Genomic DNA, 14,773 nt, shown 5'->3' with positions numbered 1-14,773 from the left:
CCGGTCAATGCCCTGGCACTGCCAGCCAAGGACAATGCTGACACCAGAACAAGGAGAACCGTTCATGAAACGTACGTTGACCACCCTGGGTGTCATCATCGCCGCCACGGCCGCTGGCGCCGCTTGGTACAGCGAAAGCAGCAAGCCGCAGCGCAGCGGCGAACTGACCCTCGCCCATCTCGATGCGCCAGTCACGGTGCGCTACGACGAGCGCGGCGTCCCGCATATCCAGGCCGCCAACGAGGCCGACATGTACCGCGCCCTCGGCTTCGTCCATGCCCAGGACCGGTTGTTCCAGATGGAGATGCTGCGCCGCCTGGCCCGGGGCGAGTTGGCCGAAGCCTTGGGTGCCAGGCTGGTCGACACCGACCGTCTGTTCCGCACCCTCGGCATTCGGGCCCATGCCGACGACTACGCGCGCAAGATGGACATGAACAGCCCGGCAGCCAAGGCGCTGCTGGCCTATCTCGACGGCATCAACCAGTTCCAGGGCAGCCGCCCGGCGCCGGTGGAATTCGACCTGCTGGGCATCGAGAAACGCCCATTCACCGTCGAAGACACCCTTTCCGTGGCCGGTTACATGGCCTACAGCTTTGCCGCTGCCTTCCGCACCGAGCCGGTGCTGACCTATGTGCGCGATGAGCTGGGCGCCGACTACCTGAAAGCTTTCGACCTCGAATGGCACCCCGAGGGCGTGGTCGGCCAAACGCTGGCCACCAATGACTGGAACGACCTCAGCCGCCTCGCCCGCCTCAGCCAGCAAGCCCTGGTAGAAGCCGGCCTGCCACAGTTCGAAGGCAGTAACGCCTGGGCCGTCTCCGGCCGTCGTACCGCCAGTGGCAAGCCGCTGCTGGCTGGCGACCCGCACATCCGCTTCGCGGTGCCCGCCGTCTGGTACGAAGCACAACTGAGCTACCCCGGTTTCAACCTCTACGGCCATCACCAGGCACTCAATCCCACGGCATCGCTGGGGCATAACGAGCGGTTCGCCTGGAGCCTGACGATGTTCCAGAACGACGACCTCGACCTGATTGCCGAGAAGAGCAACCCGGACAACCCGCAGCAAGTCTGGTACCAGGGCCGCTGGGTCGACCTCGAGCAACGTGAGGAGACCATCCGGGTCAAGGATGGCGAGCCGATCACGCTGACCCTGCGCCGCTCTGCCCACGGTCCGATCATCAACGACGCCCTCGGCGCCGCCGCCGGAAAGACGCCGATCGCCATGTGGTGGGCCTTCCTCGAAACCGAGAACCCTATCCTCGACGCCTTCTATCAGCTCAACCGCGCCAACACCCTGGACAAGGCCCGCACTGCTGCCGAAAAGATCCACGCACCCGGGCTGAACGTGATCTGGGCCAATGCCGACGGGGACATCGGCTGGTGGGCTGCCGCCAAGCTTGCGCAGCGTCCCGATGGTGTAAACCCCTACTTCATCCTCGATGGCAGTTCTGCAGCGGCGGACAAACCCGGCTTCCTGCCCTTCAGCGCCAACCCGCAAGAGGAGAACCCCGAGCGCGGCTACATCGTCTCCGCCAACTACCAGCCGCAATCGCCCACCGGCGTCGCGATACCCGGCTATTACAACCTGCCGGACCGCGGCCAGCGCCTGAACCAGAAGCTGGCCCAGGCCGATGTGAAGTGGGACCTGAACAACAGCCAGGCGCTGCAGCTGGACCCTGGCACCGGCTACGCCCCGCGTCTGCTCGCCCCCATCCTCGATGAGCTGCGCACGGCAGCTACCGGCGAACGCGAGCAGCAGCTGGTCGAGCAGCTGGCAAGCTGGAATGGCGATCACGAACTGGACTCCGTGCCAGCGACCCTGTTCAACCAACTGGCCTACGAGCTGACCAACGCCGTGATGCGCGACGAACTGGGCGATGCATTCTTCGACAGCCTGCTACAGACCCGCGCGCTCGACGTGGCCCTGCCACGCCTGACCGCGGATGCCGGTTCGCCCTGGTGGGATAAGCGCGGCACCGAGCCTGTCGAAAAACGCGCCGACATCGTCAAGGTGGCCTGGCAGGCGAGCCTCGCCCATCTGCAGAAGACTTTTGGCGATGACAGCGCCAAATGGATCTGGGGATCGGCGCACCCCCTGACGCACAACCACCCGCTGGGTCAGCAGCAGCCGCTGGATAGGTTGTTCAATGTCGGGGCCTTTGCCGCACCAGGTGGCCACGAAACGCCGAACAATCTCTCGCACCGGGTCGGCCCGGCGCCCTGGCAGGTGATCTACGGCCCCTCGACGCGTCGCCTGATCGACCTCGCCGACGGTGCCCACGGCCTGGGCATCAACCCGGTTGGCCAGAGCGGGGTGCCCTTCGACCGCCACTACGCCGACCAGGCCGAGGCGTACATCAAAGGCGAATACCTGCCGATGCACTTCAGCGAGGAAGACGTGAAAGCCAACAGCCGGGAAACGCTGGTGCTAAAGCCGGCGAACTGAGAACTGCGGGTTGGGCAAATGCATCTGAAGCCCAACAGCTCTGGCGCGGCATGAGGCATCCCTCACCCCCGGCCCCTCTCCCAAAGGGGGAAGGGAGCGGCGCAGTTCTGTAGGGGTGAATTCATTCGCCAAGCAGGCCGGCGGCCTGCCAAGCCCCCACTGAAAACGACAATGGCCACCCAAAGGTGGCCATTGTCGTATCGGCTTAAGCGATCAGGCAGCCTGAGCCGGTTTCCAACTGGAGCCGGCGGCTTCCTCGGCCATGGTATCCATCGCCTGCTGGACGGCCCGCTTGCGACGCTCCTCGGCTTGGCGAGTGAAGAACCAGGCGAAGAAGGTGAACAGCGAGACGGTCAGCAGGATCAGGCTGGCCACGGCGTTGATTTCCGGCTTCACCCCCAGGCGCACGGCGGAGAAAACCTCCATCGGCAGGGTGGTGGAGCCGGGACCGGAGACGAAGCTGGCCAGGACCAGGTCGTCCAGCGACAGGGCGAATGACATCATGCCGCCCGCCGCCAGCGAAGGCGCGATCATCGGGATGGTGATCAGCAGGAACACCTTCCAAGGTCGAGCGCCCAGGTCCATGGCCGCCTCTTCGATGGAAAGGTCCAGCTCACGCAAGCGCGCCGATACCACGATCGCCACGTAGGCCGAGCAGAACGTGGTGTGGGCGATCCAGATGGTGACGATGCCACGCTCCTGGGGCCAACCGATCAATTGCGCCATGGCCACGAACAGCAGCAGCAGCGACAGACCGGTGATCACCTCCGGCATCACCAGCGGCGCAGTGACCATGCCGCCAAACACCGTACGCCCCTTGAAGCGCGGGATACGGGTTAGCACGAAGGCCGCCAGGGTTCCCAGTGCCACCGCGGCCACCGCAGTGTAGAGGGCGATCTCCAGGGAGCGGCCGACCGAGCTCATCAGCTGGGTGTTGTCCAGCAGGCCAACGTACCACTTCACCGACCAGCCGCCCCAGACGGTTACCAGCTTGGAACCGTTGAAGGAGTAGATGACCAGGATCAGCATCGGCAGATAGATGAACAGCAGACCCGCCCACAGCATCAAGGTGGAGAAACCGAAGCGTTTCATACCTTGCCCTCCAGTTCTTTCGCCTGGTTACGGTTGAAGAGAATGATCGGGACGATCAGGATCGCCAGCATCACCACCGCCAGCGCGGATGCCACCGGCCAGTCGCGGTTGTTGAAGAACTCCTGCCAGAGCACCTTGCCGATCATCAGGGTCTCGGGGCCGCCGAGCAGTTCCGGGATCACGAACTCGCCTACCACCGGGATGAACACCAGCATGCTGCCGGCGATGATGCCGTTCTTCGACAGCGGCACAGTGATCTTCCAGAAGCTGTTGAAGGTGCTCGAACCGAGGTCCGAGGCCGCTTCGAGCAAGCTTGGGTCGTGCTTCACCAGGTTGGCGTAGAGCGGCAGGATCATGAACGGCAGGTACGAGTAGACGACGCCTATGTACACCGCGGTGTTGGTGTTGAGGATCTGCAGCGGCTCGCTGATCAAGCCCAGGCCCATCAGGAAGCTGTTCAGTAGCCCGTTGTTGCTGAGGATGCCCATCCACGCGTAGACGCGGATCAGGATCGCCGTCCAGGTCGGCATCATGATCAGCAACAGCAGCACGGTCTGCGCTTCCTTGCCGGCGCGGGCGATGGCGTAGGCCATCGGGTAGCCGATCAGCAGGCAGAGCAGGGTGCTGAAGAAGGCGATTTTCAGCGAACCCAGATAGGCCGCCAAATACAGTTCGTCCTCGTTGAGTATCAGGTAGTTACCCAGGTTGAGGATGACCTGCAGCTGGTTGTCAGCCCAGGTGTAGATGTCCGTGTAGGGGGGAATCGCCACGTCCGCTTCGGCGAAGCTGATCTTCAGCACGATGACGAAGGGCAGCAGGAAGAACAGGAACAGCCAGAAGAACGGTACCCCGATGACGAGGTGCCGGCCGCTCGGCAGCACATTTTTCAGTTTGGGAATTCTCATGACCGCAGCACCACTCCGCTATCGTCTTCCCACCAGACGAACACTTCGTCATCCCAGGTCGGACGAGTGCCGCGGCGCTCGGCGTTGGCGACGAAGGACTGGACGATGGAGCCGTTTGGCAGCTTGACGTAGAACACCGAGTGGCCGCCCAGGTAGGCGATGTCGTGGACCTTGCCGCGCGACCAGTTGTACTCGCAGGCGGGCTGTTCGGTGGTGACCAGCAGCTTCTCCGGACGCAGGGCGTAGGTGATGCGCTTGTCCTGCACCGAGGTGGTCACGCCGTGGCCGACGAAGATCGGTCGCTCCAGTTGCGGGCAGGCGATCAACGCATGGGCCTCGGCGTCCTCCACCACTTCGCCGTCGAACAGATTGACGTTGCCGATGAATTCGCAGACCAGGCGGCTGATCGGAGTCTCGTAGATATCCACCGGGCTACCGATCTGTTCGATGCAACCCAGGTGCATGATGGCGATGCGCTGGGCCATGGTCATGGCCTCTTCCTGGTCGTGGGTCACCATCACGCAGGTCACGCCCACGCGCTCAATGATCTCCACCAGTTCCAGCTGCATCTGCGAACGCAGTTTCTTGTCCAGGGCGCCCATCGGCTCGTCGAGCAGCAACAACTTCGGACGCTTGGCCAGCGAGCGAGCCAGAGCCACGCGCTGACGCTGACCGCCGGAAAGCTGATGCGGCTTGCGCTTGGCGAACTGGGTCATCTGTACGAGCTTGAGCATCTCGTTGACGCGCTGGTCGATCTCGGCGGCAGGCAGACGGTCCTGTTTAAGTCCGAAGGCGATGTTCTGCGCAACAGTCATATGCGGGAAGAGCGCATAGGACTGGAACATCATGTTGATCGGGCGCTCGTAGGGCGGCATATCCGTGATGTCGACGCCGTCGAGGAGGATGCGTCCATCGGTCGGCCGCTCGAAGCCTGCGAGCATGCGCAGCAGCGTTGATTTACCCGAACCGGAACCGCCGAGCAGGGCGAAGATCTCACCCTTCTTGATGTCCAGGGACACGCTGTCCACAGCCACCGTCTCGTCGAACTTCTTGGTCACCCGGTCGATTTTCACCAGCACCTCTTTAGGCTGCTGGTTGCCCTCGAGGGCTTTCTTGTAGGCACCGGAGGCTATTGCCATTACCACACTCCCAGAATTTACTACCCGACCACCGCGGCCGGGCGCGTTTTTACAGCATGGGCGAGAGCCAAGCATCCTGCATGGCTACGCCTTGGTGGCGCGGTGGGCCCGCCGCGGATGGCGGGCGTCCCGGCCGTGCGTCATTTGCCCGACTTGACCTTGGTCCAGCTGCGGGTCATCAGCCGCTGGACTTTCGGCGGCAGCTCCGCCGAAACATAGAGCTTGTCCAGCACCGCTTGTGGCGGGTAGACGGACTCGTCGGTACGTACTTCCTGATCCATTAGCTCACTGGCCTTGAGGTTTGGGTTCGCATAGCCAACGTAGTCGCTGACCTTGGCGATCACCTCGGGCCTGAGCAGGTAATTGATGAAGGCATGGGCCTCTTTGGCGTTCGTCGCCCCGGCCGGAATGGCCAGCATGTCGAACCAGAGGTTGCCGCCCTCTTTCGGAATCGAATAGGCGATTTCCACACCCTTGCCCGCTTCCTCGGCACGCGCCGCGGCCTGGAAGATGTCGCCGGAGAAACCGGCAGCGACGCAGATGTCGCCATTGGCCAGGTCGCCAATGTACTTGGAGGAGTGGAAGTAGGTCACATAGGGACGGATCTCCATCAGCTTGGCCTCGGCTTTCTTGTAGTCGTCCGGGTTCTTGCTGTTGGGGTCCAGGCCCAGGTAGTTGAGCATGGCCGGAATCATCTCATCGGCCGAGTCGAGGAACGCCACGCCGCACTGGCTCAGCTTCTTGATGTTCTCGGGCTCGAAGATCATCGCCCAGGAGTCGATGTGGTCCACGCCAAGCGCAGCCTTGACCTTCTCCACGTTGTAGCCGATGCCGTTGGTGCCCCACAGGTAGGGAACGGCGTACTCGTTGCCGGGATCATTGCGCTGGAGCTGCTTGAGCAGGTTCGGGTCCAGGTTCTGCCAGTTGGGCAGTTGGCTGCGGTCGAGCTTCTGGAACGCGCCCGCCTTGATCTGCTTGCCGAGGAAGTGGTTGGACGGCACCACGACGTCATAGCCGGTGTGGCCCGCCAGCAATTTGCCTTCCAGGGTCTCGTTGGAATCGAAGACGTCATACACCGGCTTGATGCCGGTTTCCTTCTGGAAATCCGCCAGGGTGGTCTCGCCGATGTAGTCCGACCAGTTATAGATATGCACCGACTGATCCGCCTGGGCCTGGGCCTGGGCGACCAGGCTCAAGGTGGTGACGGCAGTGATCATCATCTTGCGGATCTGGAAATGCACAGGTTCGTCCTCTTGTGGTCTCCGGCGTCGCCGGAAGGAGCCCAGGTTATTCCCGCACCCGGACCAATGAACTCACGGTTCTCTGCTTCTCGGTCCGGGCACCGGCGGGGAGTCCCCGCCGGGCACGGGAGCCGTGCTTACTTGCCCGACTTGATGGTGGTCCAGGTACGAGTCATTGCGCGCTGCACCTTGGCCGGCAGGTCCGGGAAGGCGTAGAGCTTGGCCATGGTCTCCTGGGTCGGGTAGATACCCGGGTCCTTGCGGATCGCCTCGTCGACCAGATCGGTGGCGGCGGCGTTCCCGTTGGGGAACTGCACCTCGTTGGTGATCTCCGCCATGATTTCCGGCTTCATCAGGAAGTTCATGAAGGCGTAGGCAGCTTCGGGGTTAGCCGCGTCTGCCGGCATGGCGATCATGTCGAAGAAGGTACCAGCACCTTCTTTCGGAATGTTGTAGGCGACGTTCACACCGGCCTTGGCCTCTTCGGCGCGGGACTTGGCCTGGTACACGTCACCCGAGTAACCCACGGCCACGCAGAGGTTGCCGTTGGCCAGGTCGGAGATGTACTTGGAAGAGTGGAAGTAGGTGATGTGCGGACGGATCTTGAGGAACAGCGCCTCGGCTTCCTTCAGCTGCTTGGGGTCCTGGCTCAGCGGATCGTGGCCCAGGTACTTCAGGGCGATCGGCAGGATCTCGGTGGGCGAGTCGAGGAAGGAAACGCCGCAGGCCTTCAGCTTCTCGATGTTTTCCGGCTTGAACAGCAGGTCCCAGGAGTCCACCGGGGCGTTGTCGCCCAGTACGGCCTTGACCTTGTCCGGGTTGTAACCGATGCCGATGGAACCCCACATGTAGGGGAAGGCGTACTTGTTGCCCGGATCGGACACTTCGACGGTCTTCAGCAGGTTCGTGTCCAGGTTCTTCCAGTTCGGCAGCTTGGACTTGTCCAGCGGCTGGTAAACCTTGGCCTTGATCTGCTTGGCCAGGAAGTTGTTGGACGGCACCACGATGTCGTAACCCGACTTGCCGGCCAAGAGCTTGGCCTCAAGGGTCTCGTTGGAGTCGAATACGTCGTAGACGACCTTGATGCCGGTTTCCTTGGTGAATTTCTCGACGGTATCCGGGGCGATGTAGTCCGACCAGTTGTAAACGTGCAGTACCTTGTCGTCAGCCTGGGCCATGCCGGCCACGGCACCAGCCAGGGTCAGGGCGAGCAGGGTTTTGCCGAAGTTTTTGATCATGCGGGTAGCTCCATTTTTTGTTGAAGTGTCCGAGCGGCGTCGTACCGAATACGCCACCACTCGGTGAGCCTGGCCAACGCACCGGCGAAGTCTGGCAAGGTCGAGGGCTTGCTTACAACAGTCGCAATCGCGAAATGCCGTAAGCCAGCCCTTTTTCTCAGCCTTTGACTGCACTCGCGGTGAGGTCCAGGCACTTGCGTGCCTTGGTCACCAGTTCGTCGATCTCATCTTTGTTGATCACCAGCGGCGGCGAAATGATCATCGTGTCGCCGACCGCGCGCATGATCAGACCATTCTGGAAGCAGTGCTCACGGCACAGCATCCCGATGCCGTCGGCGAAACGCTCGCGGGTCTTCTTGTTCTTGACCAGCTCCAGGGCCGCAACCATCCCGACCCCACGCGCCTCGCCAACCAACGGGTGGTCAGCCAGCTCCTGCCAGCGCTTCTGCAAATACGGTGCCGTTTCCGCCTTGACCTTCTCGACGATCTTCTCTTCGCGCAGGATGCGGATATTCTCCAGCGCTACCGCAGCCGCAACCGGGTGACCAGAGTAGGTGAAGCCGTGGTAGAACTCTCCACCCTCATTCAGGGTATCGACGATCTCGTCACGCACGATTACGCCGCCCATGGGGATGTAGCCGGAGGTCAGACCCTTGGCGATAGGCATCAGGTCCGGGGCAAGGCCGTAGTACTGGCTGCCGAACCACTCGCCGGTGCGGCCGAAGCCACAGATCACTTCGTCGGCGACGAAGAGGATGTCGTACTTGGCGAGGATCTCGCGGATCTTCGGCCAGTAGGTTTCCGGCGGAACGATCACACCACCTGCGCCCTGGATAGGCTCGGCGATGAAGGCCGCGATCTTCTCCTCACCCACTTCGAGAATCTTCTTCTCCAGCTGCTCGGCCGCCCATACGCCGAACTCTTCCGGCGCCATGTCACCGCCTTCGCCGAACCAGTAGGGCTGCGCGATGTGCTCGATCCCGGGGATCGGCAGGTCGCCCTGTCCGTGCAGCGCTTTCATGCCGCCCAGGCTGACGCCGGCAACTGTGGAGCCGTGATAGCCGTTCCAGCGGCCGATGATGACTTTCTTCTGCGGCTGGCCCTTGATGGCCCAGTAATGGCGAACCATGCGCAGCACGGTGTCGTTGGCCTCGGAGCCGGAACCGGTGAAGAACACATGGTTCATGCCTTCCGGGGCGATGTCGGCGATGGCTTTGGACAGTTCCAGTGCCGGCGGATGCGCGGTCTGGAAGAACAGGTTGTAGAAGGGCAGCTCGCGCATCTGGCGAGCCGCAGCCTGCACCAGCTCCTCACGGCCGTAACCGACGTTGACGCACCACAGGCCCGCCATGCCGTCGAGGATCTTGTTGCCCTCGCTATCCCAGATGTAAACGCCCTCTGCCTTGGTGATGATCCGCGCACCCTTGGCGTTCAGCGCCTTGTAGTCGGTGAACGGTGGCAGGTGGTGGTCGCGACCGAGCGCTTGCCACTCACGGGTCTGGGGGTTGGTCACTTGGCTGTTCATATCCATACCTCGATATACACACATCTGGAGTGCCGGCCGGCGTGGCCGACACTCCGTTCTGGATCAGACGGAGAGCAGCAGGAACTCACGTTCCCAGGAGCTGATCACCCGTTTGAAGTTTTCATGTTCGGCGCGCTTGACCGCGACATAGGCCTTCACGAACTTGCTGCCCAGGTATTCTTCAATATCCCGGCAGCTTTCCATCCGCTCCAGCGCCGCCTCGATGGTCAGCGGCAGGCGCAGATTGCGGCGCTCGTAGCCACGGCCCTTCACCGGCGCGCTCGGGTTGGCGCCCGACACCATGCCGATGTAGCCACACAGCAGGCTGGCGGCGATGGCCAGGTAAGGGTTGGCATCGGCGCCGGCCAGGCGGTTTTCCACACGCCGGTTCTGCGGCCCGGCATCCGGTACGCGCAGGCCCACGGTACGGTTCTCTTCGCCCCACTCCACGTTCACCGGCGCCGAGGTATCCGGCAGGAAACGGCGGAACGAGTTCACGTTGGGCGCGAACAGGGGTAACACCTCGGGGATGTACTTCTGTAGGCCACCGATGTGGTGCAGGAACAACTCGCTCATGGAGCCATCTTCATTTGAGAAGATGTTTTTCCCGGTCTTGATGTCGATCACGCTCTGGTGCAGGTGCATGGCACTGCCCGGCTCGTCGGTGATCGGCTTGGCCATGAAGGTGGCTGCCACGTTGTGCTTGAGCGCGGCCTCACGCATGGTGCGCTTGAACACCAGGATCTGGTCGGCCAGTTCCAGGGCATCACCGTGACGGAAGTTGATCTCCATCTGCGCCGGACCTTCCTCGTGGATCAGGGTGTCCAGATCCAGGTCCTGCATTTCGCACCAGTCGTACATGTCCTCGAACAGCGGGTCGAATTCGTTCGCCGCATCGATCGAGAAGGACTGGCGACCAGTCTCCGGGCGGCCCGAGCGGCCTAACGGCGCCTGCAGGGGGAAGTCCGGGTCATCGCAGCGCTTGGTCAGGTAGAACTCCATCTCCGGCGCAACGATGGGCTTCCAGCCCTTGTCGGCATAGAGCTTGAGCACGCGCTTGAGCAGGTTGCGCGGGGACAGCTCGATCGGGTTGCCCTGCTTGTCGAAGGTGTCGTGAATCACCATCGCGGTGGGTTCAATAGCCCAAGGCACCAGATAGACGGCATGCTCGTCAGGACGGCAGAACATATCGATGTCGGCCGGGTCGAGCAGCTCGTAATAAATGTCGTCTTCGACGTAGTCGCCGGTTACGGTCTGCAGCAGCACGCTCTCCGGGAGGCGCATGCCCTTCTCGTCCAGAAACTTGTTCGTCGGCGAGATCTTACCTCGTGCAATACCAGTAAGATCACTGATCATGCATTCAACTTCGGTGATTTTGCGTTCTTTCAGCCAGCTTGTGAGCTGGTCGAGCTTGGTAGTCATAAAGACCTCAGGATTGAGAGCTTCACAAGAAGGCATCTGCAGGTTTGCTACCGATCGTCCACACAGGGGCTTCCAGCCACGGACAGTACAGTCCGAACTCCATGACCCGGCAAACTCATCGGCTAACTGCAGGCGATCTCCCCGTTCAGCGTTTCCCCGCCCTCTTCCTGCAAGCCTCACCAAAGGCCTGGAAGATGGCGAGATAGTTTGGGTTGGATCGAACTTGCCATTCGGGGTGCCACTGCACTCCGAGGGCAAAGCTGCTGGCGCCTTCGACCGAAAAGGCCTCGACCAACCCATCTGGCGCCAGAGCCTCTACACGCAGGCCCGGCGCCAGACGTTCAACGCCCTGGCCATGAATGGAGTTGACCTGGATCTCGGACGGCAAGCCGATGCCGTCGAGAATGCCCCCCGGCTGCACATGCAGCGGATGACGGGGGGCGTACTGGACCTCGAGCGGCTGATCGTCCGGCTCGCGGTGATCCATGAGTCCTTCTACTTCATGCACCTTCTGATGCAGGGTGCCGCCGAATGCCACATTCATCTCCTGGAAGCCGCGACAGATCCCCAGCACCGGAATACCTGCCGCTACTGCTGCGCTAATAAGAGGCAAAGTGGTGCCATCGCGCCCCGGGTCATGCGGCGTGCCCGGCTCACTGGCCGAGCCTTGATAATGATGAGGTTCTATATTGGAAGGAGAGCCGGTGAAAAGCAGTCCATCCAGGCTGGCCAGGAGAGTTGGCTGATCAATGAGTTCCGCGAGGGCCGGAATCACCAGGGGAAGCCCCCCGGCTCCGACCGCCACCGCACGAACGTATTTGTCACCCGCAGTGTGGTAGGACTGAGATCCTAACTGCCTGGTACAAGCGGTTACGCCGATCAACGGCAGGCGAGCCATGAGACACCCGTTTTATTGCTGTTATGGGTTTCGACCGAGCTTAGCGTTGTTCATTTTTTTACACAATAGGGCCGTAAAAAATTGAACACACTCCACTGAGCACCGCGCCCGGCATGGCTCCGAGAGAAGTATGAACGCCCTGGAACGCCCCAAAACTGGCCATCAGGCCCACTTTTAGGGCAAAATAGGGTCAGCTTGACAACCTGGGGTGATTCGGATTGACTCTCACCTTAGATTCTGCGTGATTGATATTTTTAACAAAAAAGGTGTTGCATCATGTCGGTACCCCCGAGTGCCGTTCAGCTTCAAGAAGCGAACGAATTCCTTAAGGAACATCCTGAGGTCCAGTTCGTCGACCTACTAATTGCAGATATGAATGGAGTGGTACGAGGCAAGCGAATCGAACGCGCCAGCCTCCACAAAGTCTACGAAAAGGGCATCAACCTCCCTGCTTCACTCTTCGCTCTCGACATCAATGGATCCACCGTCGAAAGTACAGGCCTCGGCCTGGACATCGGCGACGCTGACCGCATCTGCTATCCCATCCCGGGAACCCTCAGTGACGAGCCTTGGCAGAAGCGTCCTACCGCGCAGCTGCTGATGACCATGCACGAACTGGAAGGCCAGCCCTTCTTTGCTGACCCACGTGAAGTACTGCGTCAGGTCGTGGAGAAGTTTGACGAGCTGGGCCTGACTATTTGCGCGGCTTTCGAACTGGAGTTCTACCTGATCGACCAGGAGAACCTGAACGGCCGTCCGCAGCCGCCTCGCTCGCCGATCTCCGGCAAGCGTCCGCAGTCGACCCAGGTTTACCTGATCGACGACCTGGATGAATATGCCGACTGCCTCCAGGACATCCTCGAAGCGGCGAAGGTCCAGGGCATTCCGGCCGACGCTATCGTCAAGGAAAGCGCCCCGGCGCAGTTCGAGGTCAACCTCCACCACGTCACCGATGCGATCAAGGCATGCGACTACGCGGTGCTGCTCAAGCGCCTGATCAAGAACATCGCCTACGACCATGAGATGGACACCACCTTCATGGCCAAGCCCTATCCGGGCCAGGCGGGCAACGGCCTGCACGTGCACATTTCGCTCATCGACAAGAAGACCGGCAAGAACATCTTCACCGCCGATGATCCCGAGCAGAACGCCGCTTTGCGTCATGCGGTCGGCGGTGTGCTCGAGACCATGGCAGCGTCGATGGCCTTCCTGTGCCCGAACGTGAACTCCTACCGCCGTTTCGGCGCGCAGTTCTACGTACCGAACGCACCGAGCTGGGGCCTGGACAACCGTACCGTCGCGCTGCGCGTGCCGACCGGCAGCCCGGACTCGGTACGCCTCGAACACCGCGTTGCCGGTGCCGATGCCAACCCTTACCTGATGATGTCGGCGATCCTTGCGGGTATCCACCACGGCCTGACCAACAAGATCGAGCCCGGCGCCCCCATCGAAGGCAACTCGTACGAGCAATTGGAACAGAGCCTGCCGAACAACCTGCGCGATGCACTGCGCGAACTGGACGACAGCGAAATTCTGGCCAAGTACATCAGCCCGGATTACATCGACATCTTTGTCGCCTGTAAGGAAAGCGAGCTGGAGGAGTTCGAACACTCCATCTCCGACCTCGAATACAACTGGTATCTGCATACCGTGTAAGCGAGTCCACAACGCCGGCCCCAAGGGCCGGCGTCGTTTTATCTGCCTCTTCGCAATTGCTCGCTCGGCTTCTCCGACCGGCAAAACCCCAAAAGACCGAGATTGCATGTTCACATCAGGGAGGAAGTCATGCCCCGCTTGCTCGCCCCGCTGTTGCTCGCACTGCTCCCCACGCTGGCTCAGGCCGAAGACCTGATCCGCGTCTACAACTGGAACGATTACATCGCCCCCCAGGTGCTCAAGGACTTCGAGCAACACACCGGCATTCGTGTCGATTACCGCACCTTCAGCAGCGCCGAAGAACTGGACCAGGCCATGGCCGGTGGCGAGCCGATCGATGTCGCGGTTCCCTCGCATAACGAACTGCCTCGACTAATCACCAGCGGGCGCTTGCAGCCGCTGGACTTCAAGCTGCTACCCAATCGCAAGCACCTCGACAAACAACTGCTGAGCAAGGTGGCCGCCTCCGACCCGAATAACCAGCACGCGGTGCCCTACCTCTGGGGCGCTGTTGGCCTGGCCGTGAACACTCCGAAAGCGGAAAAGGCCTTTGGCGGCCCACTTCCCCAGAGCTGGAGCCTGCTCTTCGATCCACAGCAAAGTGCTCGCCTGAGCCAATGCGGGATCAGCCTGCTGGACGCCCCGGACGAAACCCTGGCGGTCCTGCTCAACTATCAGGGGCGCAGCCTCGCCCGCAGCGCCCCGAGCCGACTGAAACGCAGCGGCGACTTGCTCGCCGCGCTGCGTCCGAACCTGCGCTACGTCGATAGCCAGCGCTACATCGCCGATCTCAATGCCGGAAAACTCTGCATCGCCATGGCCTGGGTCGGCGATGCCCTGAATGCCGCAGCAGCCGGCCAGCCGGTGAACTTCATCGTCCCGCAGGAAGGCTCGGTGCTGTTCATCGACAACCTCGTGATTCCTGCCAGCGCCTACCGCGCCGACCTGGCGCACCGATTCATCGACTACCTGCTTGAGCCTCAGGTCGCGGCCAGGATCACCAGCGAAACCCTCTACCCCAGTGGCAATGCGGATGCTCGTCAGTACTTGGACGAGGCTCTGCGCAACCAGCCAGGCCTCTACCCGGACAAGGACACGAAGCGCCGGCTGTTCCCACTGGAGGCCCTGCCGGAAAAGCTCGGGGCCACCCGCGACCAGGTCTGGGCCGCGTTTCGCGCAGGGAAATAGCGCCCAAGGTGGCGCCCTGCTCC

The 14,773-nt window shown here is 61.7% G+C and carries 11 protein-coding genes; 3 read left to right on the top strand and 8 right to left on the bottom strand.

Annotated features, from left to right (window positions below; all coding sequences use genetic code 11):
• The first annotated feature begins 64 nt into the window (after positions 1-64).
• Positions 65-2,446, top strand: a complete 2,382-nt coding sequence (locus J7302_RS16910) for a penicillin acylase family protein (protein ID WP_215377305.1) — start codon at positions 65-67, stop codon at positions 2,444-2,446.
• A gap of 213 nt (positions 2,447-2,659) precedes the next feature.
• On the opposite strand, the gene J7302_RS16905 is transcribed toward J7302_RS16910, so the two are convergent.
• The 8 genes from J7302_RS16905 to J7302_RS16870 form a co-directional block, all read right to left on the bottom strand.
• The gene (locus J7302_RS16905) at positions 2,660-3,538 is read right to left on the bottom strand and encodes an ABC transporter permease subunit (protein ID WP_215377303.1); all 879 of its coding nucleotides are present in this window, start codon (positions 3,536-3,538) and stop codon (positions 2,660-2,662) included.
• Positions 3,535-4,443: an ABC transporter permease subunit gene (locus J7302_RS16900; RefSeq protein ID WP_394359097.1), complete on the bottom strand. Its 909-nt coding sequence runs from the start codon at positions 4,441-4,443 to the stop codon at positions 3,535-3,537. Before J7302_RS16900 ends, J7302_RS16905 begins: the two co-directional genes overlap by 4 nt.
• Positions 4,440-5,582 carry a polyamine ABC transporter ATP-binding protein gene (gene potA, locus J7302_RS16895; protein ID WP_215377301.1) on the bottom strand — a complete coding sequence of 381 codons (1,143 nt, stop codon included), beginning with the start codon at positions 5,580-5,582 and terminating at the stop codon, positions 4,440-4,442. Before potA ends, J7302_RS16900 begins: the two co-directional genes overlap by 4 nt.
• Before the next feature lie 140 nt (positions 5,583-5,722).
• The gene (locus J7302_RS16890; RefSeq protein WP_215377533.1) at positions 5,723-6,802 is read right to left on the bottom strand and encodes a polyamine ABC transporter substrate-binding protein; all 1,080 of its coding nucleotides are present in this window, start codon (positions 6,800-6,802) and stop codon (positions 5,723-5,725) included.
• 158 nt (positions 6,803-6,960) lie between these two features.
• Positions 6,961-8,061: a polyamine ABC transporter substrate-binding protein gene (locus tag J7302_RS16885; protein WP_215377299.1), complete on the bottom strand. Its 1,101-nt coding sequence runs from the start codon at positions 8,059-8,061 to the stop codon at positions 6,961-6,963.
• A 157-nt stretch (positions 8,062-8,218) separates the two neighbouring features.
• Positions 8,219-9,586: an aspartate aminotransferase family protein gene (locus J7302_RS16880; RefSeq protein ID WP_215377297.1), complete on the bottom strand. Its 1,368-nt coding sequence runs from the start codon at positions 9,584-9,586 to the stop codon at positions 8,219-8,221.
• Between the two features lie 63 nt (positions 9,587-9,649).
• Positions 9,650-11,008 (bottom strand): glutamine synthetase family protein, encoded by a 1,359-nt coding sequence (locus J7302_RS16875; protein WP_215377294.1) that lies wholly within the window; start codon positions 11,006-11,008, stop codon positions 9,650-9,652.
• Positions 11,009-11,153: 145 nt separating this feature from the next.
• Positions 11,154-11,906, bottom strand: a complete 753-nt coding sequence (locus J7302_RS16870) for a gamma-glutamyl-gamma-aminobutyrate hydrolase family protein (protein WP_215377292.1) — start codon at positions 11,904-11,906, stop codon at positions 11,154-11,156.
• A gap of 276 nt (positions 11,907-12,182) precedes the next feature.
• On the opposite strand from J7302_RS16870, the gene J7302_RS16865 reads away from it, so the two are divergent.
• Positions 12,183-13,562, top strand: a complete 1,380-nt coding sequence (locus J7302_RS16865) for a glutamine synthetase family protein (RefSeq protein ID WP_215377290.1) — start codon at positions 12,183-12,185, stop codon at positions 13,560-13,562.
• Positions 13,563-13,691: 129 nt separating this feature from the next.
• On the top strand, positions 13,692-14,750 hold the full coding sequence (locus tag J7302_RS16860; RefSeq protein ID WP_215377288.1) for a polyamine ABC transporter substrate-binding protein: 1,059 nt from the start codon (positions 13,692-13,694) through the stop codon (positions 14,748-14,750).
• The last annotated feature ends 23 nt before the right edge of the window (positions 14,751-14,773 follow it).

The sequence above is a fragment of the Metapseudomonas boanensis genome (assembly GCF_018704125.1).
In the GTDB taxonomy this organism is placed as follows: Bacteria; Pseudomonadota; Gammaproteobacteria; order Pseudomonadales; family Pseudomonadaceae; genus Metapseudomonas; species Metapseudomonas boanensis.
This window is presented reverse-complemented; position numbering and strand designations above follow the sequence as displayed.